Genomic DNA, 22,125 nt, shown 5'->3' on the forward strand with positions numbered 1-22,125 from the left:
CACATTTATTAGTTTGTAAATGTGTCTACCTATATCAGGATAAGACAAACCCTTTCTGAAGTAATGAAAAGGAGGGCGTTCCTTTGCATTTTCAATTAAATTCCATAGCTTTGTTCTTTGAAAACCTATATATAAAACCCTACGAATATGACCAAATTTGAAATAGAAGAGAAAATAGTCTCCATGCTCAAGACCGTATTCGACCCGGAAATACCGGTAAATGTATACGACCTGGGACTGATTTACAAAATAGACGTCTCCGACCAGGGAGAAGCCTCCATCGACATGACGCTGACTGCCCCCAACTGTCCGGCAGCCGACTTCATCATGGAAGATGTGCGCCAGAAGGTGGAATCCATCGACGGCGTAACCTCCGCCACCATCAATCTCGTTTTCGAACCCGAGTGGGACAAGGACATGATGAGCGAAGAAGCGAAACTGGAACTGGGATTCCTTTAAATCAGTTGAAAGTTCAAAGTTGAAAATGGAAAGTTGAAAATGAAGAATGTATATTTCCTCTCGGATGCTCACCTGGGCTCACGAGCCATCGAACACGGACGAACCCAAGAACGGAGGCTGGTCAACTTCTTGGACAGCATCAAGCACAAGGCATCGGCCGTATACCTGCTGGGAGACATGTTCGACTTCTGGTACGAATTCCGTACCGTAGTGCCCAAAGGATACACCCGCTTTCTGGGCAAGCTGTCCGAACTGACCGACCTGGGAGTAGAAGTCCACTTTTTCACGGGAAACCATGACCTTTGGTGCGGCGACTATCTGACCAAGGAGTGCGGCGTCATGATACACCGCGAACCGCTGACCACCGAAATCTTCGGAAAAGAGTTCTACCTTGCCCACGGTGACGGGCTAGGCGACCCGGACAAGAAGTTCAAGATGCTGCGCGCCATGTTCCGCAGCCGTACCCTACAGACGCTGTTCTCTGCCCTGCACCCCCGCTGGAGCATGGAGCTGGGACTGAACTGGGCCAAGCACAGCCGCTTGAAACGCATAGACGGGAAAGAACCCGCATACATGGGAGAAAACAACGAATACCTGGTGCTCTACACCAAGGAATACCTGAAAAGCCATCCCAACATCAACTACTTCATCTACGGTCACCGCCACATCGAACTGGACCTGATGCTGAGCAGTACCGCCCGCATCCTCATCCTCGGCGACTGGATAAACTACTTCTCGTACGCCGTCTTTGACGGCGAGAACCTCTTCCTTGAGAATTTTGTGGAGGGAGAGACGAAGCTATAACCCGCATTTCCAAACTGTTAACCATCATACCATTACCACCCATGAAACCTTTAAGACTGAAAAACATGATTGCCGGATGCCTGCTCGCAGCAGGAGCATTGCCGGTATGGGGACAATCCGGCGCCCCGACACTTGTCATCCGCATTGACGATCTCGGTGCCCTGCATTCCGTCAACGAAGCCTGCATCCAGACCTACCGCTCGGGTATTGCCCGCAGCGTGGAAGTGATGCCCGTAGCAGCCTGGTATCCAGAAGCCATCAAGATGCTGAAAGAAAATCCGGGACTGGACGTCGGCCTGCACCTCGTCATCACCAGCGAGTGGGAGAACGTGAAGTGGCGTCCGCTGACCCACTGCCCCAGCCTGACGGACGAGAACGGCTATTTCTACCCGATGATGTTCCCTAACCCCGCCTATCCGGGACAGTCCATCATGGAGCAGAAATGGGACATCAAGGAGATAGAGCAGGAGTTCCGCGCGCAGATAGAGACGACGCTGAAAAGCATTCCGCAACTCAGCCATCTGTCCGGACACATGCTCTCCACCGGTTTCAGCAAGGAAGTGAACGAGCTGGTGCAACGGCTCGCCAAAGAATACAACCTGCCGTCCATCGACCGCATGGACTCCTCCAAGGACTACCGGTTTACCTACATCGGGTACGACGGCCCCAAAAGAACCGCCGAAGAAAAGGAGGCCAGCTTCATCAAAGCATTGGAGAAGTTGCAGCCGGGCCAGCGCTACCTTTTCTTAGACCACCCGGCACTGGACAACGATGAAATGAAAACCGTCTTCCACGTCGGATATGAGGACGTGGCGCTGGACCGCCAGGGAGTGACCGACCTGCTGACAAGCCCCCATGTCCGGAAAGCCATTGAGGACAAAGGCATAAAGCTGATTTCCATCAACCAACTGACCAAGGGCCTGCCCCGCACCGCCGCTACTCCGAAGCTGGACAAGGCCATGAACAGATATCTGGATGCCGTAAAGAAAGCCGGACAAGACCTGCACAGTATCATGATTGTGCAACACGGCAATGTCATTGCCGAAGAATGGATGGGCGAAGGGAAAGAGGATGAGCCTCACATCCTGAACTCCGTCAGCAAGACATTCACCGCCACCGCCGTGGGACTTGCCGCCTCCGAAGGCAGGCTGAAGCTGACGGACAAGGTCATCTCCTTCTTCCCCGACAAGCTTCCGGCAACCGTCAGCGAAAATCTGGCAGCCATGACCGTACGCGACCTGCTGACCATGAACTGCGGGCACGACACCGACCCCACCGGAACGGTACGCAAAAAGGCGGACGCCGATTGGGTGCAGGAGTTCCTTGCCTTCCCCGTGGAGCACAAGCCCGGTACCTTCTACACCTACAACAGCCTGGGAACCTACATGCTCTCAGCCATCGTACAGAAAGTGACGGGCGAGAAAGTGGTGGATTATCTCTATCCCCGTCTGTTCCGCCCGCTTGGCATCGTCAACGCCCGGTGGCAGGAAAGCCCGCAAGGCATCAATACCGGAGGCTGGGGGTTGTACCTCAAAACGGAAGACCTTGCCAAGATGGGACAACTGTTCCTGCAGAAAGGAAACTGGAACGGACAGCAGATTCTGCCCGAAGAATGGGTAAAGGAGGCATCTGCCTGCCAAGTGCCCTCACTGCCCGCCGGCATGAAACCGGAGATGCTGAAGAAAGCGAAGATGAGCGCCAAGACAAGCGACTGGCTGCAGGGCTACGGCTACCAGATGTGGCGCTGCCGCCACAACGCCTACCGTGCCGATGGTGCCAACGGACAATACATACTGGTGTTGCCGGACAAGGATGCCGTCATTGCCGTCACCGCCAACATCCCCGACATGCAGGCAGAGCTGAATCTAATATGGAAGTACCTGCTGCCCGCGCTATAAAACGTTTATTCTTATAAATGATTACGAAAAAGTGAAGATTACCGGAACTTTTTCCCGGCATGGTTGTAATAACATCATAACATTAAAAACATTAGCGTCATGGATGATATGATTTACAGAAACGACCCGATTGCCGAAGAGAACATAGACCCGCACGGACGTCCGGCAACGGATGAATTCGAGGAATGGAGCGAAGAGGTCTCCGAACGGACAGATACCGGATACAAGGACCAGAAAATAAAATCTGCCAAGGAACGGGAGAAACGTATCCGGGAGATGGATGAAATTATAAAGAAGGACCTTAAGGAATAATCACCACAGATAGCACAGATTCTCACAGATTAGTCTCTTATACTTGATTTCAGAGCTTCCAATCTGTGAGAATCCGTGTAATCTGTGGTGACCTTTTATTATTTGTATCCGCCAGCCTTGGCTATGCGTTTCGGGATTTCCGTGTTGTCCATCTTACCCACGAACAGCTTGGAACCTGCACCTACTGCGAATACCGGCACATATCCGGCTGTATGGCCACCGCTGGTCCAGCCTACCATGGCAATCTGGCTCATCACCTTCTTGGCGGCAACGGCCAGGGGCTCAGTCTTGGCATAAAGACTTTCCTCAAACACTACATGCTTGTTCACGAATGATTCTTCGTAAGCATCACGCAGCATCTTCTCCTGCTCCCAGCTCACCGGCAGTTCTTTCCAGAAACCCATCTTTTCTGCCAGGAATTCCTTCATTTCCGGCCAGTTGATAACCTTGCGCATCTTGCGTAAATCCGTGATGGAACGTGAAAGGATATCCTGAGACTGCTTCTGCTTGGCAAGGGCTTTCAGTTGAAGCTCGTACTTACCGGTACCCAGCCCCAGACCGCCGGTTTCATGGTCGGCAGTTACCACAATCAGCGTTTCTTTGGGATGCTTCTTATAGAACTCGTAAGCCACCTTGATGGCGTTGTCCATATCCACCACTTCCTCAAAGACTGTGGCGGGGTCGTTTCCGTGGCAGGCCCAGTCAATCTTTCCACCTTCAACCATCAGGAAGAAACCCTTGTTACTGCCTTTGGTCAGGAAAGAGATGGCGCTTTCGGTAATTTCGGCCAGCGTCAGGTCGCCTTCCTGGCGGTCGATGGCATAGGGCAGGCAAGAAGGCTCTGCCCCTTCTTTCTGGATAAGAATCATCTTGTCCGCCTGGGCAGACTTCGACTTATATTCGTCAAGGCCTCTTGCAACGGTATAACCGGCTTCTTCAAAGATAGGGAAGATGCTCGGAGCCTCTTTCTTGTCGGCAGTGGTAGTCGGTTTCAAGAAACCACCGCCTGCATAGAAGTCGAAACCGGCTTTCGGCAGGTCGAGGGCTATCTCGTAATACATGCCACGGTCCGGCTGATGGGCATAGAATGCGGCGGGAGTAGCATGGTCTACACTGACGCTGGTAGTTACCCCAACTTTCTTACCGGACTTTTTGGCTCTCTCGGCCACACTCTGAAGCACACTCTTGTTATCGTCCATACCAATGGCACCGTTGTAGGTCTTTGCACCGGTAGCCAGGGCTGTTCCGGCAGCAGAAGAGTCAGTCACCGAGTTGGTGGCAGAAAAGGTAGTTGCCATGCTGGCAACCGGGAAAGAAGTGAACAGCAAAGGCTTTACACCGATGCGCCCTTCTTGTTCGGCCAGATACATCTCCGTACCGTTCACCTGGTTCACACCCATTCCATCACCGATGAAATAAAACACGTACTTCGCCTGCTGGGCATAGGCCATGCCGCTGGTCAGCAGTACAAAGAACAACACATACATTAATCGTTTCATAAGCAGTTCTTATTTAAAGTTATTCGAAAAATTGCCTTTATTGTTTTTAACCGAGTAACAAAGATAAGGATTTTAAAGGATTCGGAAAACATTTCGCCCCAACAAATACATTACATATTTGCAGGGGCGAAACCACATCCGGACTCCGGGAAGCCGGAACCGGGAAATATTACAGCGATATTACTTCTTCAGAATATCCATCGTGTCCGAAGCAATCATCAGTTCCTCGTCAGTGGGAATTACCACCACCTTCACCTGAGAATCTTCGGTAGAGATAACCATTTCTTCACCGCGTACTTTGTTCTTCTCGGCATCCAGCTTTATGCCCATGAATTCCAGGCCTTCACATGCACCCCAGCGGGCACTTGCCTGATTCTCGCCGACACCACCGGTAAATACCACGATATCCACACCACCCAAAGCAGCGGCATAGGCACCGATATATTTCTTGATGCGGTAGAAGTACATTTCTTCAGCCAGAACAGCCTTCGGATTGCCGGCAGCTACGGCATTTTCCAGGTCGCGCATGTCACTGGATTCACCGAAGATACCCAGCACACCGCTCTTCTTGTTCAGCAGGTTGGAGATGCCGTTGGCATCCAGACCCTCTTTCTCCATGATGAAGGAAACGGCACCGGCATCAATATCACCACTGCGGGTACCCATCATCAGACCTTCCAGCGGGGTCAAGCCCATGCTGGTGTCTACACACTTACCGTCCTTGATGGCAGTAATGGAACCACCGTTGCCAATGTGGCAAGTGATGATTTTCTTTCCTTCCGGCTCTACACCTAGGAACTCGCAGACGCGCTGCGATACGTAGCGGTGTGAGGTTCCGTGGAAACCATAACGGCGTACGCCGTACTTTTCATAAAGTTCGTAAGGCACGGCATACAGATAGGCATGCTTCGGCATGGTCTGATGGAAAGCCGTATCGAACACACCAATCTGCGGAACATTAGGCAGAATGGCAGATATTGCATTTACCCCCTTCAGGTTAGCAGGATTGTGGAGCGGAGCCAGGTCGTTGCAGGCAGTGAAGGCGGCAAGCACTTCCGGCGTCAGCCGTACAGACTCGCTGAACTTTTCGCCTCCATGCACCATACGGTGACCTACGGCATTGATTTCGTCCAAAGACTTGATGGCTCCATATTCAGGGCTTGTCAAAGTGTTCAGGATAAATTCCACACCTACGGTATGCTCTGGAATGTCCCTCTCAAGAACTTTCTTCTCGCCACTGGGCAAGGTGAACTTCAGGAAAGAGTCCTTCAAACCAATTTTTTCGATACCACCCTGGGCGATAACTTCTTTCCGGTCCATATCAAACAATTTGTATTTGATGGACGAGCTACCGCAGTTCAATACTAAGATTTTCATACTATATATCAGATTTAAAAGTTATTCAGCATTCTTTTTGGCAGCAATGGCCTGATTGGCAGTGATGGCAATCATGCGATACACATCCTCGATGGAGCAACCGCGTGAAAGGTCGTTCACCGGACGGGCGATACCTTGTAGGATAGGTCCTACGGCATCAGCATGTCCCAGACGTTGCACCAGTTTGTAGGAGATGTTGCCCACTTCGAGGCTGGGGACAACCAATACGTTAGCATGTCCGGCGATAGAAGAACCCGGAGCCTTGCTTGCACCTACTTCCGGCACCAAAGCTGCATCGGCCTGCAACTCACCGTCGATGGCAATATCGGGAGCCATCTCCTTGGCAATCTTCAATGCCTCAACCACTTTATCCACCACTTCGTGCTTGGCAGAGCCCTTGGTAGAGAAGCTCAGCATGGCAACTTTCGGGTCGAGACCGGCAACTGCCTGGGCTGTACGTGCCGTACATACGGCAATCTGTGCCAATTGTTCTGCATCGGGCACCGGAGTCACAGCCACGTCACCCATCACCAGGATACCGTTCTTTCCATATTCAGGAGCATGTGTCAGCAGCAGCATGGCACCCGAAACGCAAGTGATGCCCGGGGAAGTCTTGATAATCTGCAAAGCAGGGCGAAGTACATTACCCGTAGTGTTGCGTGCACCTGCCAACTGGCCGTCAGCATCGCCATTCTTTATAATCAGGCAGCCCAGATAAAGCGGATCGACAACCAACTTGCGAGCCTCTTCGATGGTCATGCCTTTCTTTTTGCGGAGCTCGCAAAGCAGTTGGGCATATTCTTCTTTCTTAGGATGGTCTTCCGGGTCGATAATGGTAGCCTTGTTTATATTTCCCAGCCCCCACTCTTTGGCACAAGCCTCTATCTCGGCAGGTTTTCCAAGGATAATCAAGTCGGCTACTCCGTCAGTCAAGATTTGATTGGCAGCTTTCAGTGTACGCTCTTCCGTACCCTCGGGAAGAACAATTCGTTGGCGGTTTGCTTTGGCACGCTCAACAATTTCGTTAATTAATCTTTGCATGATATTTTAATTGTCTATTAAGAATCGGCAGTATGTGTTATTCACGCCGCAAAAGTACACAATTTTGCAATATCTACATTGCAAACATCGGTCTTTTTACCGTTCAGACCATAATTATTATAATATTTAACATTAGGTATTCCCAGCATTCATGTGTACGCACACGTGCCCCTCTGCAACAAACAATTACCCGTCCGGCAGGAACAACCCGCCCGACTCTACAAACGACATAAAAAAAATCAGGATACAACGATAACAAGCAATACATAGAATACCTACCTTTGCAGCGTTTTCAACGTATAACAATAGGTATTATAATAATATGATTCGTCAATGCGCCATCCTTTTCGGATGCTTAGCTTTGGGTGAACTGATTGTTTTCTTTACGGGTATCAAGTTACCTTCCAGCATCATCGGTATGCTGTTGCTCACCCTATTCTTGAAATTGGGTTGGATTAAACTGCACTGGGTGCAGGGTATGTCCGACTTCCTGGTTGCCAACCTGGGCTTCTTCTTCGTACCGCCCGGTGTAGCTCTCATGCTTTACTTCGATGTCATCGCCTCCGAGTTCTGGCCGATAGTGACCGCTTCCATAATCAGCACCCTGCTGGTGATTGTAGTCACCGGATGGGTTCATCAACTAACACGTAAAATCAAATGAACTTTTTAGAAAACGAATTTTTCCTATTGGCTGTCACCTTCGGGATTTTCTTTCTGGCCAAACTCCTGCAGAAAAAGACCGGCATCATGTTGCTGAACCCCATCCTGCTGACAATTGCCATCCTCATTGTCTTCCTGAAGATGACACATATCAGTTATGAGACCTACAATGAAGGAGGACATCTGATAGAATTCTGGCTGAAACCCGCTGTTGTAGCCCTGGGAGTCCCCCTATACCTCCAATTGGAAACGATTAAGAAACAGCTGCTCCCCATCATGCTGTCACAACTTGCCGGCTGCATTGTGGGAGTTATCTCTGTCGTGCTGATAGCTAAATTGATGGGGGCTTCCGACGAGATTATCTACTCCCTGGCGCCCAAGTCGGTCACTACGCCGATAGCCATGGAAGTAACTAAGTCGCTGGGCGGCATTCCCTCACTTACCGCCGCCGTAGTGGTCTGTGTAGGCTTGCTGGGAGGAATACTGGGCTTCAAGACCATGAAACTGACCCACATCGGCAGTCCTATGGCACAAGGCCTTTCCTTGGGAGCCGCCGCCCACGCGGTAGGAACTTCCACAGCCATGGACATCAGCCGCAAATACGGCGCATTCGCCAGCCTCGGCCTGACCCTGAACGGTATTTTCACTGCATTGCTGACCCCAACTATTCTGCGATTATTAGGGCTACTCTAACAAAATCTTCTTATTTTTGTTATCTATAATCATAACCAACTAAAAACAACGTATGATTTCATTTAAAGATATCGAATTACAAGACAAAGAACTGATTACTTCCTATACACAGAACAGTCCGCGACGGAATTGTGACCTCTCATTCTCCAACCTATGCAGCTGGCGTTTTCTATACAATACAAAGTTTGCCATCATGGACGGCTTCCTCCTGCTGAAATTCTGGGCAAACGACGAACTGGTGTACATGATGCCGATAGGTAACGGAGATTTGACAAAAGTACTGGACGCACTGGTCGAAGACGCACACCGGGAAGGGGAACCTTTCTGCCTGCTGGGAATATGTTCGGGCATGTGCTCGGAACTGGAAGCCTTCATGCCCGGAAAATTCCAGTTCACAGCAGACCGGGACTATGCCGATTACCTCTATCTGCGTACAGACCTCGCCACGCTTGCCGGAAAGAAATTCCAGTCCAAACGGAATCATGTCAACAAATTCAAACGCACCTATAATTACGAATATACTCCCATCACTCCCGACCGCATCCAGGAATGTCTGGACCTGGAAGCCGAATGGTGTAAGGCCAACAATTGCGACCAGCATGAAGGAACGGGCAACGAACGTCGCGCACTGGTCTACGCCCTCCACAATTTTGAAGAACTGGGATTGACCGGAGGCATCCTGCATGTAGACGGCAAAATTGCCGCCTTCACTTTCGGAATGCCCATCAACCAAGATACCTTCGGAGTACATGTGGAAAAGGCCGACACCAGCATAGACGGAGCGTACGCAATGATTAACTATGAATTTGCCAACCATATCCCCGAACAATATGTCTACCTCAACCGTGAAGAGGATTTGGGTATTGAAGGATTGCGCAAGGCCAAACTTTCGTACCAGCCTGCCATTATTCTGGAAAAATACGTGGCATGCCTGAAAGATGAACCGGTGGAAGCTATCAAATGGTGAGAGTAAGGATTAGAGATTAAGGATTAAAAGGATAAGGGATTGATGATACGGGAAAAGGTAAAGAACTTATGGAAGCTCTGTTTCAATGATAGCGAGGAATTTACTGAACTGTATTTTCGGCTCCGCTACAACAATGATATCAATATTGCCATCCAAAGCGGCGAAGAAGTGATTGCCGCCCTACAGATGTTGCCTTATCCTATGACGTTCGAAGGAGAAGATATTCATACGGCCTATATATCCGGCGCCTGCACACACCCTGATTACCGTAACCGGGGCGTAATGCACGAGCTGTTATCACAAGCCTTTGCACGGATGCTACACAATAATGTCGCCTTATCCACCCTGATACCGGCAGAACCGTGGCTGTTCGACTACTATGGCCGCAGCGGTTATGCCCCCGTATTCCGCTATGCCGAAGAGACCTTTATCGCTTCCGGTACACCGACAGCCGATACGGGCCTTACTTTGGAAATGTCTGCCGAATATACTGAAAAAAGATATGAATATCTCGACCGGAAATTGCGGGAGCGCCCTTGCTGCATCCAGCATACGGAAGAGGATTTCCAGGTTATCATTGCCGATTTACAACTGGGACAGGGCTTCGTTTGCACATTGAGCAATGGGGAGGAAATCACGGCTTTGGCCATTACCTATCCGATAGGGAAAGCCAACTGGCGCATTGGAGAAATCGTGTCGGATACTCCCGCAACAAAAACTTTACTGCTTCAACATATCTGCCAAAGCTTGAATCTCCCGTCCATCCGGGTTCTCACTCCTCCCGCTACCGGTGAAAGCCAACTTTTGGGCATGGCACGCATCATCAATGCCAAAACCATGCTGCAACTCTATGCTACGGCCCATCCGGAACTGGAACTCAGCATTCATCTCACCGATGAGCAGGTCAGTGCCAATAACGGCTACTACTACCTGAACAATGGTAAATATATGAATAGTGCCAAGCGTCTGCCGGGCAGCCACTTGGCACTTACAATCGGTGAACTCACCGAAAAAATATTTGCAACATCAAGCCCATATATGAGCCTGATGTTGAACTAGCATTATAATCCGCTGAAGTCGACTCCCTCAAATACCAGCGAAGGAATCTGCCATGAACGGTTCGGTTGAGGGTCATTGCCCACAGCAACCAAGGAATTCCATAAAGTAACCATGTTACCCGTCACATTCATTTCGTTGACGGGCTGTGTCAGCTTGCCGTCTTCAATAAGGAAACCCTCTATACCATAAGAGAAGTCACCGGTACTGCTATTGCTGTTACCGCCATTGAAGCCCGTAACCAAGATGCCTTGTTTAATATCTGCAACCAATCCGTTCAGGTCCTTATCGCCCGGTGTCAGAATTAGACGTGAAGGTGCACTGATAGTAGGAGCTATATCCATCTTCTTACCATTGTAGGTATCGATGAAATAAGTTTTCAGCACGCCTTTGTCAAAAACAGTGCGGGGTTCGGTAGCCACACCCTCATTATCGAAATAGCGTGAACCGTTTGCACCGATAGCATGCGGCTCGTCACGCAACGTGAAGAGGTCGGAAGCCACTTTCGTATCCAGCTTGTCCATCAGGAAGGAATTCTTTTGTTGCAAAGCACTGCCATACAATGCACTTAGCATCGGGCTGAGCAGATTTCCCACATTCATAGGGTCAACCACCATTGTATATTTACCCGACTTTGCTTTCTTCTGTCCCAGCTTGCGCAATACGCGTTCCAATGCCTTGGCACCGATTCCCGCCTTCGTCAATTTATCATAGAACAGAGCCGAGTCGTACCAGTAATCCTGAGGACGCGCTTCACCTTCTCCCTTAATGGATACACTGGCTGAGACAGAGAACCAGGTACTCTTCGACTCGCCTTCAAATCCGTTGCTTATCAAACGATAGGAAGAACCCTCACCATCACTATAAGAAGAATCAACCGAAATGATACGCTCATCCTTGCCCAATACCTCCTCTGCAGCAGCACGGGCAATCGCCACTTTATCATCCGGGTTGACTTCATAGAGTTTCTTATCAAAAAGCTGCAAGTCAGGCTTGCCTCCTTTATAGTAGCGTGCAGGGTCGGCCAGCATACGCGACTCATCCACCGCCAGATAGCGGGTAGACTCTATACCATTCGTGATAAGAGTTTCCAATTCTTTCTTATCCAGCCGATTGGTGGAAAAAGAGCCGAAACGTCCGTCCACATAAAGATTCAATCCCAAACCATTCTCCGTAGACTGCTGCAAACGGTCCATTTTGCCGTCACGCAGTTCAAAAGAAGAATTAGAATTTGTATATAGCACCAGTTTGGCTGCCTGGCAACCGTTCTTCAAGGCATATTCCATTGCCCATTGTGCCAATTTCTTATTGTCGTCTGTAATCATGTCTTTAATTGATAGTTGATAATTAACTTTCTCCTCCTACAGTCAGCTTGCTGACTAGTGCCGATGGCATACCGCAGGTAACGGGACAAGACTGACCGTCTTTACCACAAGTCCAAGTACCGTTGTCAATCTTATCGTTATTTGCCACCATCGTGATGTCAGCCAATGCTTTCGGACCATTACCGATGATATTTATATCCTTGACGGGCTGCGTCAGCTTGCCATCCTCAATCAAGTAACCCGACTTCACAAAGAAGGTAAAGTCTCCGGCACCGATTTGCACCTGGCCATTGGTAAACTGGTCACAATAGATACCTTTCTTCACGGTGGAGATAATGTCCGCTTCCTTCATATTGCCGGCTTCCATATAAGTGGCACGCATACGGGGGATAGGAGTATTACGGAAAGTATCGCGACGTCCGTTTCCGGTAGGAGCCACCCCGTAATGCTTGGCACTGATGCGGTCGTGCAGATAGCTGGTCAGGATACCTTCTTTCACAATATAGGTCTTCTGGCCTTCCACACCCTCATCGTCAAAGTTCACGGCTCCGCGGTTGAAGGCAATGGTACCATCATCCACCACATTGATATGCTCGTTGCACACCTTCTTGCCAAACAAGTCGCAGAAGATGGAAGTACGCTTACGGTTAAAGTCAGCCTCAAAAGCATGTCCTATGGCTTCGTGTAACAAGATGCCCGAACCACCCGCTCCCATCACGACAGGCATTTCACCGCCTTTGGGCTTCACTGCCTTGAACAAGATGGAGGTCTTATCCACAGCTTCACGCGCAAGGGTATCCACAATATCGTCCGTCATGAATTCAAACCCTTTGCGGTAAGAACGACCGGCATAACCGTTCTCCATTTTTCCATTCTCTTCCATAATACACACGGCCATGAAAGAGACCATTGGGCGGTAATCATAGTAGCTCACGCCCTCTGAGTTACAGAATAAGACATGAGAAGTACTGTCTACAAGAGACGCCTGGACCTTGCGCACCCGGTTGTCCAGAGAAAAAATCTTTTCGTTCAGTTTCTCCAGATAAGGAATCTTTGCCTTAAGGCTCACGTCTTCCCAAGGTTCGGTGACGGCATAACGGCTTTTGGCAATCGTCTTCTCCGTCAGCCCCACAGGCTTTCCGGCCTTACCCGAAGAAGCTATACGGGCAGCCGTACGGGCAGCACGCAGCATTTCTTCTACGGTCACGCCTTCTACATAGGCATAGCCAGTCTGGTCGCCTGCTAATACGCGCACGCCCATACCGAAGTCAATGTTGGCTCCACAATTGTTTACTTTACCGTCCATCAGAACCACACTATTATTAAACGTGTGCTCAAAATAGAGGTCGGCATAATCTCCGCCTTTTTCCAGAGCGGCAGCCATCACTTTCTTCAAGTCAGCTTCCGTCACGCCAAAGTGAGCCATTGCCGAAGCTACGGCAGACTGATTATCTGCTCCTCCCAAAGCTCCGCGTACTGACGCAGGCATAGCCAACGAGGGTACTGCCAGCGAGCCTAACATCGCCAGACTTCCCGTCCGTAAGAAATTTCGTCTATCCATCCTTTTCAGTTATTAGTTATAAGATATTGTTTTTATTTTATATCATAGTTATATGACGTAAAAATAGGGGATTTTGTCACACCTCAGCTTTCCTTTGTTAACAAACTTTCCAATTCCTCAGCATTTAGGCGCAGATAGAATTGTCCTTTATAAGCCACTGAAATACCTCCGGTCTCCTCCGATACAATGATAGCATGCGCATCAGACACCTGGGAAATTCCCATGGCAGCACGATGCCTCAGCCCCAGTTCCTTAGGAATGTCCAGATTATGGGAAACAGGCAGGATACATCCCGCCGCTTTGATACGTTTCTTACTGATAACCATCGCTCCATCGTGCAACGGACTGTTCTTAAAGAAAATATTCTCAATCAGACGCTGGTTTATATCGGCATTGATAATTTCTCCCGTACGCACCACATCATCCAAAGGCAAATTATGTTCAATGACAATCAAGGCACCAACCTTCTGCTTCCCCATGCTGATACATGCCATTACCACCGGCATGATGTCGTCATGTTCCAACTTCTCTTTCTTATTGCCGGTGAAGAAGCGTACCAGCGCACTGGCATGCTGATGCGAGCCGAGTGTCAGCAAGAAGCGCCGTATCTCGTCCTGAAACAAAATGATAAGCGCCAGCACGCCCACACTGACCAGCTTGTCGAAGATGGAGCCGAGCAATTTCATCTCCAGCACCTGCGACACCACCAGCCATATCAGGATAAACACCAGGATACCCGTAAACACATTGATAGAGCCGGAGGCTTTCATCAGCTTATACGTATAGTACAGCAAGAAAGCCACTAACAGAATATCTATAAAATCTTTTATTCCAAATTCAAAAAACACGATATTGAATGATTAGGGGTTAGGGATTAGGAATTATTTCGCATGGCTTGCACAATCCGTACGGTTTCCACGGCTTCTTTCACGTCGTGTACGCGGAGAATGTCAGCACCTTTCAGCAAACAGATGGTATCGAGCACCGTAGTACCATTCAGCGCCTCCTGAGGAGTAATGTCCAACAAGCGGTATATCATCGATTTACGTGAAACGCCTACCAGCAAAGGCAACTCAAAAATACGGAACTCTTCCAGATGGGACAGCAATTCATAGTTATGCTCCATTGTCTTTCCAAAGCCGAAACCGAGGTCCAGAATGATGTCTTTTACACCTAAGTCACGTAATTGCTGCACCTTGCGCGCAAAATACAAGAAAACCTCTTTCAGAAGATTGTCGTAATGAGGATGCTGCTGCATACTTTGCGGAGTGCCTTGCATGTGCATCATAATATAAGGTACGTTCAATGCCGCAACGGTATGGAACATATTCGCATCCATCTCACCGGCCGCAATATCATTGATGATGGCAACACCATACTCTTCCACACACATTCTTGCCACATCCGCCCTAAAAGTGTCTACCGACACCACAGCATCCGGCTGTATCTCAAAAAGTATTTTCAGGCCCATACGCAACCGTTCCATCTCTTCCCTGGCAGAGACATTGTCGGCATTGGGACGGGAAGAGTAAGCGCCTATGTCAATAATGGCCGCTCCCTCCGAAACTATCTGTTTCACCCGGCGTGCTATTTCCACCTCTGTCTGTGTACGGCTACCGGCATAAAAGGAATCGGGAGTAACGTTCAGTATGCCCATGACACGGGGTTGAGAGAGGTCGAGCAGCGAACCGTTGACATTTATATATCGGGCAGTTGTAATTTCCATAGGCAGTCTGTTCTATATAGTACCTGCAAATGTAAACAAAAAAGTGGTTTCAAAATACATAAACTCATAAAACTGATAAGTTTTTTGCTTGTACCCGGGAAGGGAGAGGATTAAAACTATATCTTTGCACGATGGTTTACCACAGATTACACAGATTCACACAGATTGATTTAATTATAAAGTCATGGATATAACAGCTATACATCAGATATTCCTAACATGCACCAGTGTCACTACTGACAGCCGTAACTGCCCCCAAGGCTCTTTATTCATTGCGCTGAAAGGCGAGTCGTTCAACGGAAATGCCTTTGCCGCCCGGGCGCTGGAAAGCGGAAGTGCTTATGCCATAGTGGACGAAGAAGCCTATGCCCCTGAAGGCGATACACGATACATCGTGGTGGAAAACAGCTTGAAAACCTTGCAACAACTTGCCAATTACCACCGTCGGCAGATGCGTACACCCATCATCGGCATTACGGGTACAAACGGAAAGACTACTACCAAGGAACTGATGTCCACCGTACTTTCGCAAACTCACAACGTGCTCTATACCTTGGGAAATTTGAACAATCACATCGGTGTTCCCCTCACCTTGCTTCGCCTGCGCCCTGAACACGACCTTGCCGTGGTGGAAATGGGTGCCAGCCACCCGGGAGACATCAAGGAGCTGGTAGAGATAGCCGAACCTGACTACGGGATCATTACCAACGTAGGAAAAGCCCATCTGGAGGGATTCGGCTCTTTTGAAGGAATCATCAAGACCAAAGGAGAGATGTACGACTATCTGCGGACGCGGAAAGAAGCTACCATCTTTATCCATAACGACAACCCCTACTTGAAAAAGATAGCCTACGGACTCCACCAGATTGCCTACGGCAGTGAGGACGGGCTGTACATCAACGGACACGTCACCGGCAATTCTCCTTACCTCACCTTCGAGTGGAAAACGGACAACGAAAGCAAATATCACGAAGTACAAACCCGGCTTATCGGTGAATATAACTTCCCCAATGCTCTGGCAGCTGTCACCATCGGACATTTTTTTGGTGTGGAACCGGAGAAAATAGACAAGGCACTGGCCGGATATACCCCGCAAAACAACCGTTCACAACTGAAAAAAACAGCGGACAACACTCTGATTATCGATGCCTATAATGCCAATCCCACAAGCATGATGGCTTCCATTAGTAACTTTCGGAACATGCAGGCCGAAAACAAAATGTTGATATTGGGAGATATGCGGGAGTTGGGTAAAGACAGTGCCGACGAGCACCAGAAGATTGCAGACTATCTGGAAGAATGCGGATTCAAGGATGTAGTTCTTGTAGGGGAATTGTTTGCCGCCACACGCCACTCTTATCAGAGTTATCCCGATGTAACCGCACTCATCGCAGAGCTGCAAAGAGAGAAACCTTGCGGGAAAACAATTCTGATAAAAGGGTCGAACGGCATCAAGCTAAGTTCCGTAGTTGAATACTTATAATCCTATTTCATCCTTGGCCTTAAAATGAAATAGCCGACCATTGATGCAAGCACCGCTCCCGTGGTATTGGCCGCAAAATCCAGCCAGTCTCCACCACGGTATGTCGTGCAGTATTCTTGCAGCAACTCCACCATTCCGCTGAACAAAACGGGACAGACAAACGCCCCTGCCCATGCATGCCATAAAGGGGCGTTGTCTCTCCGGTGAGCGCGAAGAAACTCCAGCCACAGCATTCCTGACATGCCGAAATACATACAGATATGCACCACCTTGTCTATATTGGGAATCTTGCTTATTTCTGTAGAAGGCGGTTTAAAGAATGAAAGATAAATCACCGTCAGAATAATAAAAAGCGACACCGGATATTTCTTAATATAATATAGCATATACCAAATTATCAACGAACTGTGCGCAAAAGTACAGAACATTTTCTATATTTGCATGTTTTAGCTGGTATTAATAACGAATTGAAAGAAAAATCTACGTTTTATGACAAAAAGTGACAGAGCCAACTTCGGAAGCAAATTAGGCGTCATACTTGCCTCGGCAGGCTCCGCAGTCGGTTTAGGCAATATCTGGCGTTTCCCGTTTGAGACCGGGAATCACGGAGGTGCGGCATTTATCCTTGTATACTTGGTTTGCGTGCTCATTCTCGGCATCCCCATCATGATTGCAGAATTCCTCATCGGCAGGCGCTCGCGTGCCAATACGGCAAGGGCTTATCAGAAATTGGCACCCGGCACGCATTGGCGCTGGGTAGGACGTATGGGCGTACTGGCCGGATTCCTTATTCTGGGATATTACTCCGTTGTGGCAGGATGGACGCTTGAGTTTATCGGCGAAGCGGCTACCAACAGTTTTGCCGGGAAGTCGGCAGCCGATTTCATCGCATCCTTCAACAGCTTTGTCAGCAACCCCTGGCGTCCGGTCATCTGGCTGGTGCTGTTCCTGCTGGCCACCCATCTCATCATTGTCAAAGGAGTGGAAAAAGGTATTGAAAAATCAGCCAAAATCATGATGCCAATGCTATTTGTCCTATTGATAATCCTTGCCATCTGCTCCATATCCCTGCCCGGAGCAGGAGCAGGCATTGAATTCCTGTTGAAACCGGACTTCAGCAAAGTGGACGGCAATGTGTTCCTTGGAGCCATGGGCCAGGCATTTTTCTCCTTGAGCTTGGGGATGGGATGTCTCTGTACATACGCTTCTTACTTCCGCAATGATACGAACCTGCCCAAAACGGCACTCAACGTGGCGGCTATCGACACCATGGTAGCCATTTTGGCAGGATTCATCATCTTCCCTGCCGCCTTCTCTGTAGGCATCAAACCGGATGCGGGTCCTAGTCTGCTATTCATCACCTTACCTAATGTCTTTCAGCAAGCGTTCGGCAATATTCCCTGGCTGGCGATACTGCTGTCTCTGATGTTCTATATCCTACTGGCATTGGCAGCACTTACTTCCACCATTTCCCTGCACGAAGTGGTAACTGCCTATCTACATGAAGAGTTCAAGTTCTCACGCAGCAAGGCAGCCAGATACGTGACAGCGGGCTGTATTTTCTTAGGAGTATTCTGCTCACTGTCTCTCGGTATCGGCAAAAGCTATACCGTATTCGGGCTAAACCTATTCGATTTGTTCGACTTTGTAACGGCCAAGCTAATGCTACCGTTAGGCGGTTTCTTCATTTCCATCTTCATAGGCTGGTATCTGGACAAGAAAATCGTATGGGAAGAAGTCAGCAACAATGGCACTCTGAAAGTATCCGTCTACAAGCTATTGATATTCATCCTGAAATATATTGCTCCGATAGGAATTGCACTGATTTTTATCAATGAACTGGGTTTTCTGAAATAGGCCATCATGCAGAACCCCTTTAAAGAATTCCTTTATTTCTCCCGGGGAGAAAGGCGCGGAATACTGGTTTTGATTACCGGCATTATTCTCGTCTTTCTCTCCGGGTATATTTATATATACCAAAGAGAGAACCGCCCCCTCTCCGATGAAGTAATCCGGCGGCAGGCCACTGCCATGGCAGAATACGAATCGTTCATCGCATCCATACAAGAAAAGGAACAAAAATGGGACAACAGACTTAAACCTTCCTCCCAAAAACAACCGACAACCGTCTCCTTGGCCCGTTTCAATCCCAATATCGCCGACTCCGTCATTTTTTGCCGACTGGGACTGCCCGGATGGATGGCGCGGAACATACTCCGCTACCGTAGTAAAGGAGGGAAGTTCCATAAGGCAGAAGATTTCCGGAAAATATATGGAATGACAGAAAAACAATATCAGACACTCCTACCCTATATCCACATCACTCCGGAAGACACAGAAACAAGAACCGTCCAGTTATACAGCTCTCCTGCAAGCAATGACAGCGCCGTTACTTTCCGAATTGCACCGGAAAAATATCCGTCTGGGACCCTTGTCGACCTGAACCGCGCCGACACCACAGAACTGAAGAAAATACCAGGCATCGGTAGTGGCATTGCCCGTCTAATCATCGGTTATCGGCAACGCTTGGGAGGATTCTACAACATCACGCAATTACAAGAAATCCATTTGGACACCACCCAATTGCAGTCCTGGTTTTCCATCGACACCCGGGCCATCCACCTCATCAACCTGAACCGTAGTAGCATAGAGAGGCTGCGTAACCATCCTTACATCAACTTCTACCAGGCAAAGGCCTTTGTAGAATACCGGAAGAAGAAAGGCGACCTTCATAGTCTGAAACCTTTTGCACTTTACGAGGAATTCTCCGATACCGATTTGGAGAAAATCAGTCACTACGTTTGCTTTGAATAACAGCATCATGCAACATTTTTCAATGTCTGATGCAACCTTTTCACCAGTCATTTCGTCTAACAAGCAGAAACACCCTAAAAACAGGAAGGCCTACTGCAATAAGGATTAGAACCATCGTATCAATATGAAAAAATTAATGATTATAACCATGCTGCTGGGCAGTATGGCACAGAATGCTTTTGCTCAAAAAATAGAAATAAAAGGAACCGTCCGCGATGCTTCCGACAAGAGTATAGAGTATGTCAATGTGGTATTACAGACCATCGACTCTACTTTTGTCGCCGGTGTGACCACAAGTCCAGAAGGAGAATTCATCTTCAAGAACACGGCTGCCGGAGATTACAGACTTGTTCTTTCCAGCATCGGGTATAATACCGGATACATCACCCTCAATGGAGTAAAGCGCCATACCGACCTTGGACCAATCGTATTAGACAGTGCTTCTATCGCACTGGAAGGAGTGACTATCACCGGCTCCAGCCAAATCAGCCGTGCCGACCGTAAACTGGTTTTCCCATCCGAAAGACAAATGAAAACTTCCACAAACGGAGTGAATCTGTTGCAGGAACTGATGCTGCCACGTATTCTGGTCAACCCCATGAACAATGAGATTGGATTGTCCGGCGGTGGAGAACTGCAATTACGCATCAATGGAGTCAAAGCCGAAATAGACGAGATAAAAGCCATTCGCCCTGCCGACATTATACGTATAGAGTACCATGACAATCCGGGACTGCGCTACGGTAATGCCGAAGTCGTTTTGGACTACATAGTGCGCCGTCCCGAAACGGGCGGAAACTTCGGTGCCGACATTTCCCAAGGATTGAACACGATGTGGGGAAACTATAATCTGTACGGCAAAGTAAACCATAAAAAATCAGAATTCGGCTTCTCCTACTACATGGGACCGCGGGATTTTAACGGCATGTACCGCGACAATGAAGAAGAATTCCACCTGGCAGACGGCACTACACTCAGACGCCTGGAGAAAGGAGAGCCCAGCAAGGCAACCATGTGCCAGCACAACCTAAACGTAAATTATAGTTTGCAGGCTTCTGAGAATTCCCTTTTCAGCGCCACCTTCCGCCTTCGAGGAAACAATCAGCCACACTGGGATTATAAAGGAACTCTCTATAATGCCAATGATGAAACGGACGTGGTAGACATGACCGACCGTACCGACCAGAGCTGGACACGTCCCTCACTGGATTTGTACTACCAACAGAATCTGAAAAACAAGCAAACCCTGGTATTCAATGTAGTAGGCACCTATAATCGGGAAAAATCGCAGCGGCTCTACCAAGAAAGCACCCCGGGGAACATATTGACCGATATTGACAACAATATCCGAGGCAACAAATACTCCCTGATTGCCGAGGCCATTTATGAGAAGCAATATTCCAAGGGGAACGCATTGAGCTTCGGTCTGAGCCATACACAGTCCTACTCTAACAATGAATACAGAAACGGGCATTATTATGAAACCAATATGCACCAAGAGAACACATACATATTCGGAGAATACCGTGGAAAGATAGACAAACTAAACTACCGGCTGGGAGTGGCCATGACTCGTTTCTACTATAATCAGAGCGGCAAGGACAAATCTACCGAGAACTACAGTTTCAACCCGAGTATCGTTCTGCACTATGCCATGTCAGACAACTCCTACCTCCGCTGGAAGGGAAACATCTATAACGCTTCTCCTTCATTGGGCGACCTCAGCGATGTGGAGCAAGCAGTGGACTCATTCCAGATACGTCGTGGCAACCCGCATCTGAAATCATATATGTGCTATCATACGGAACTGACTTACGAATGGAAAAAAGGCATCTTTTATACCAATCTATGGGGAGCCTATGACTATCGTCCCAATGCCATTATGGACGAGAAGATTCAAGAAGGCAACAAAATAGTGCAGACTTGGGACAATCAGAAGGATTGGCAGAAACTCTCCGGGCGTGCCATGCTCCGCGTAGGACCCATCCGCGACATTCTGCAATTTTCTTTTACGGGCGGTGTCAACCATTACATGAGCCATGGCAATCACTACTCGCATACCTACACCAACTGGTTTTGTGAGGCAGAAGCCTCATTAAACTACAAACAGTTCTCTCTGTTCTGGCAGATAAACACCAATTGGAACAATTTCTGGGGAGAAACCCTCTCGGGAGGAGAAAACATCCAGATGTTAGCTGTATATTACAAGCATAAGAATCTTCGGGTAGGAGTCGGTGCATTCAATCCTTTCACCGACAACTATAAAGTACAAAGCGAAAACTGGAATAAATTCGCATCCTACAAGACAAATAATTATATAAAAGAAAGCTCCCGCATGTTCCTGGTGAACTTTTCCTACAACTTCTCGTTCGGCCGCAGTTTCAAGACAGCACAGCGGAAGGTAAACAACAGTGACAATGACTCGGGAGTAATGGGCACGGGGAAATAGG

Annotated in this window: 20 protein-coding genes; 12 read left to right on the forward strand and 8 right to left on the reverse strand. The window is 48.6% G+C overall.

Features of this window, described 5'->3' with window-relative positions:
- Positions 1-147: 147 nt before the first annotated feature.
- From DW896_RS08670 to DW896_RS08685, 4 genes are all read left to right on the forward strand, one after another.
- The gene (locus DW896_RS08670; protein ID WP_005824875.1) at positions 148-459 is read left to right on the forward strand and encodes a metal-sulfur cluster assembly factor; all 312 of its coding nucleotides are present in this window, start codon (positions 148-150) and stop codon (positions 457-459) included.
- 39 nt (positions 460-498) lie between these two features.
- Entirely contained in the window at positions 499-1,263 is a 765-nt protein-coding gene (locus tag DW896_RS08675; RefSeq protein WP_005824878.1) for a UDP-2,3-diacylglucosamine diphosphatase, read from the forward strand.
- 41 nt (positions 1,264-1,304) lie between these two features.
- Positions 1,305-3,161 carry a ChbG/HpnK family deacetylase gene (locus DW896_RS08680; protein WP_119993138.1) on the forward strand — a complete coding sequence of 619 codons (1,857 nt, stop codon included), beginning with the start codon at positions 1,305-1,307 and terminating at the stop codon, positions 3,159-3,161.
- A gap of 99 nt (positions 3,162-3,260) precedes the next feature.
- A complete protein-coding gene (locus tag DW896_RS08685) occupies positions 3,261-3,473 on the forward strand; it encodes a hypothetical protein (protein ID WP_008662841.1) in 213 nt (70 codons plus the stop codon).
- Positions 3,474-3,571: 98 nt separating this feature from the next.
- Here the strand turns inward: DW896_RS08685 and DW896_RS08690 are convergent, their stop codons facing one another.
- The 3 genes from DW896_RS08690 to pta form a co-directional block, all read right to left on the reverse strand.
- Positions 3,572-4,972, reverse strand: a complete 1,401-nt coding sequence (locus DW896_RS08690; protein ID WP_005824885.1) for an alkaline phosphatase — start codon at positions 4,970-4,972, stop codon at positions 3,572-3,574.
- A gap of 180 nt (positions 4,973-5,152) precedes the next feature.
- A complete protein-coding gene (locus DW896_RS08695; RefSeq protein WP_022401075.1) occupies positions 5,153-6,349 on the reverse strand; it encodes an acetate/propionate family kinase in 1,197 nt (398 codons plus the stop codon).
- 21 nt (positions 6,350-6,370) lie between these two features.
- Positions 6,371-7,390, reverse strand: coding sequence for a phosphate acetyltransferase (gene pta, locus DW896_RS08700; RefSeq protein ID WP_005824889.1), 1,020 nt, complete (start codon positions 7,388-7,390; stop codon positions 6,371-6,373).
- A gap of 322 nt (positions 7,391-7,712) precedes the next feature.
- Between pta and DW896_RS08710 the strand changes: the two genes are divergently transcribed.
- The 4 genes from DW896_RS08710 to DW896_RS08725 are packed head-to-tail and all read left to right on the forward strand — an operon-like array spanning position 7,713 to position 10,769.
- The gene (locus tag DW896_RS08710) at positions 7,713-8,051 is read left to right on the forward strand and encodes a CidA/LrgA family protein (RefSeq protein WP_005824896.1); all 339 of its coding nucleotides are present in this window, start codon (positions 7,713-7,715) and stop codon (positions 8,049-8,051) included.
- Positions 8,048-8,743, forward strand: coding sequence for an LrgB family protein (locus DW896_RS08715; protein ID WP_005824898.1), 696 nt, complete (start codon positions 8,048-8,050; stop codon positions 8,741-8,743). The genes DW896_RS08710 and DW896_RS08715 overlap by 4 nt, the downstream gene beginning before the upstream one ends.
- Before the next feature lie 52 nt (positions 8,744-8,795).
- Positions 8,796-9,710 carry a DUF2156 domain-containing protein gene (locus tag DW896_RS08720; protein WP_005824900.1) on the forward strand — a complete coding sequence of 305 codons (915 nt, stop codon included), beginning with the start codon at positions 8,796-8,798 and terminating at the stop codon, positions 9,708-9,710.
- A gap of 42 nt (positions 9,711-9,752) precedes the next feature.
- A complete protein-coding gene (locus tag DW896_RS08725) occupies positions 9,753-10,769 on the forward strand; it encodes a GNAT family N-acetyltransferase (RefSeq protein WP_005834723.1) in 1,017 nt (338 codons plus the stop codon).
- Between the two features lie 2 nt (positions 10,770-10,771).
- Here the strand turns inward: DW896_RS08725 and DW896_RS08730 are convergent, their stop codons facing one another.
- From DW896_RS08730 to folP, 4 genes are all read right to left on the reverse strand, one after another.
- A complete protein-coding gene (locus DW896_RS08730; RefSeq protein ID WP_008662830.1) occupies positions 10,772-12,091 on the reverse strand; it encodes a TldD/PmbA family protein in 1,320 nt (439 codons plus the stop codon).
- Positions 12,092-12,113: 22 nt separating this feature from the next.
- Positions 12,114-13,652, reverse strand: a complete 1,539-nt coding sequence (locus DW896_RS08735) for a TldD/PmbA family protein (RefSeq protein ID WP_009037767.1) — start codon at positions 13,650-13,652, stop codon at positions 12,114-12,116.
- A gap of 83 nt (positions 13,653-13,735) precedes the next feature.
- The gene (gene cdaA / locus DW896_RS08740; protein WP_005824908.1) at positions 13,736-14,500 is read right to left on the reverse strand and encodes a diadenylate cyclase CdaA; all 765 of its coding nucleotides are present in this window, start codon (positions 14,498-14,500) and stop codon (positions 13,736-13,738) included.
- 26 nt (positions 14,501-14,526) lie between these two features.
- Positions 14,527-15,378, reverse strand: a complete 852-nt coding sequence (gene folP / locus DW896_RS08745; RefSeq protein ID WP_009037766.1) for a dihydropteroate synthase — start codon at positions 15,376-15,378, stop codon at positions 14,527-14,529.
- A gap of 184 nt (positions 15,379-15,562) precedes the next feature.
- Here folP and murF point away from each other — a divergent pair, with 184 nt between their 5' ends.
- Positions 15,563-16,861, forward strand: coding sequence for a UDP-N-acetylmuramoyl-tripeptide--D-alanyl-D-alanine ligase (murF, locus tag DW896_RS08750; RefSeq protein ID WP_005834715.1), 1,299 nt, complete (start codon positions 15,563-15,565; stop codon positions 16,859-16,861).
- A 2-nt stretch (positions 16,862-16,863) separates the two neighbouring features.
- On the opposite strand, the gene DW896_RS08755 is transcribed toward murF, so the two are convergent.
- Positions 16,864-17,247: a VanZ family protein gene (locus tag DW896_RS08755; RefSeq protein ID WP_005824913.1), complete on the reverse strand. Its 384-nt coding sequence runs from the start codon at positions 17,245-17,247 to the stop codon at positions 16,864-16,866.
- Between the two features lie 103 nt (positions 17,248-17,350).
- Between DW896_RS08755 and DW896_RS08760 the strand changes: the two genes are divergently transcribed.
- From DW896_RS08760 to DW896_RS08770, 3 genes are all read left to right on the forward strand, one after another.
- The gene (locus DW896_RS08760; RefSeq protein WP_005834711.1) at positions 17,351-18,718 is read left to right on the forward strand and encodes a sodium-dependent transporter; all 1,368 of its coding nucleotides are present in this window, start codon (positions 17,351-17,353) and stop codon (positions 18,716-18,718) included.
- A gap of 6 nt (positions 18,719-18,724) precedes the next feature.
- Complete coding sequence (locus DW896_RS08765; protein WP_005824917.1) at positions 18,725-19,675, forward strand: helix-hairpin-helix domain-containing protein; 951 nt, start codon at positions 18,725-18,727, stop codon at positions 19,673-19,675.
- 124 nt (positions 19,676-19,799) lie between these two features.
- The gene (locus tag DW896_RS08770; protein ID WP_009037765.1) at positions 19,800-22,124 is read left to right on the forward strand and encodes a TonB-dependent receptor; all 2,325 of its coding nucleotides are present in this window, start codon (positions 19,800-19,802) and stop codon (positions 22,122-22,124) included.
- Position 22,125 lies beyond the last annotated feature (1 nt).

The organism is Bacteroides sp. AM41-16 (assembly GCF_003603495.1).
In the GTDB taxonomy this organism is placed as follows: Bacteria; Bacteroidota; Bacteroidia; order Bacteroidales; family Bacteroidaceae; genus Bacteroides; species Bacteroides uniformis.

Bases quoted from the DNA above. Each gene is read 5' to 3' on its own strand.
- DW896_RS08755 (WP_005824913.1), bottom strand. From the start codon at position 17,247: ATGCTATATTATATTAAGAAATATCCGGTGTCGCTTTTTATTATTCTG.
- DW896_RS08730 (WP_008662830.1), bottom strand. From the start codon at position 12,091: ATGATTACAGACGACAATAAGAAATTGGCACAATGGGCAATGGAATAT.
- DW896_RS08685 (WP_008662841.1), top strand. From the start codon at position 3,261: ATGGATGATATGATTTACAGAAACGACCCGATTGCCGAAGAGAACATA.
- DW896_RS08670 (WP_005824875.1), top strand. From the start codon at position 148: ATGACCAAATTTGAAATAGAAGAGAAAATAGTCTCCATGCTCAAGACC.
- DW896_RS08765 (WP_005824917.1), top strand. From the start codon at position 18,725: ATGCAGAACCCCTTTAAAGAATTCCTTTATTTCTCCCGGGGAGAAAGG.
- pta (WP_005824889.1), bottom strand. From the start codon at position 7,390: ATGCAAAGATTAATTAACGAAATTGTTGAGCGTGCCAAAGCAAACCGC.
- DW896_RS08695 (WP_022401075.1), bottom strand. From the start codon at position 6,349: ATGAAAATCTTAGTATTGAACTGCGGTAGCTCGTCCATCAAATACAAA.
- DW896_RS08725 (WP_005834723.1), top strand. From the start codon at position 9,753: ATGATACGGGAAAAGGTAAAGAACTTATGGAAGCTCTGTTTCAATGAT.
- DW896_RS08720 (WP_005824900.1), top strand. From the start codon at position 8,796: ATGATTTCATTTAAAGATATCGAATTACAAGACAAAGAACTGATTACT.
- DW896_RS08770 (WP_009037765.1), top strand. From the start codon at position 19,800: ATGAAAAAATTAATGATTATAACCATGCTGCTGGGCAGTATGGCACAG.
- folP (WP_009037766.1), bottom strand. From the start codon at position 15,378: ATGGAAATTACAACTGCCCGATATATAAATGTCAACGGTTCGCTGCTC.
- DW896_RS08710 (WP_005824896.1), top strand. From the start codon at position 7,713: ATGATTCGTCAATGCGCCATCCTTTTCGGATGCTTAGCTTTGGGTGAA.
- DW896_RS08735 (WP_009037767.1), bottom strand. From the start codon at position 13,652: ATGGATAGACGAAATTTCTTACGGACGGGAAGTCTGGCGATGTTAGGC.
- DW896_RS08715 (WP_005824898.1), top strand. From the start codon at position 8,048: ATGAACTTTTTAGAAAACGAATTTTTCCTATTGGCTGTCACCTTCGGG.
- DW896_RS08690 (WP_005824885.1), bottom strand. From the start codon at position 4,972: ATGAAACGATTAATGTATGTGTTGTTCTTTGTACTGCTGACCAGCGGC.
- murF (WP_005834715.1), top strand. From the start codon at position 15,563: ATGGATATAACAGCTATACATCAGATATTCCTAACATGCACCAGTGTC.
- DW896_RS08680 (WP_119993138.1), top strand. From the start codon at position 1,305: ATGAAACCTTTAAGACTGAAAAACATGATTGCCGGATGCCTGCTCGCA.
- DW896_RS08675 (WP_005824878.1), top strand. From the start codon at position 499: ATGAAGAATGTATATTTCCTCTCGGATGCTCACCTGGGCTCACGAGCC.
- DW896_RS08760 (WP_005834711.1), top strand. From the start codon at position 17,351: ATGACAAAAAGTGACAGAGCCAACTTCGGAAGCAAATTAGGCGTCATA.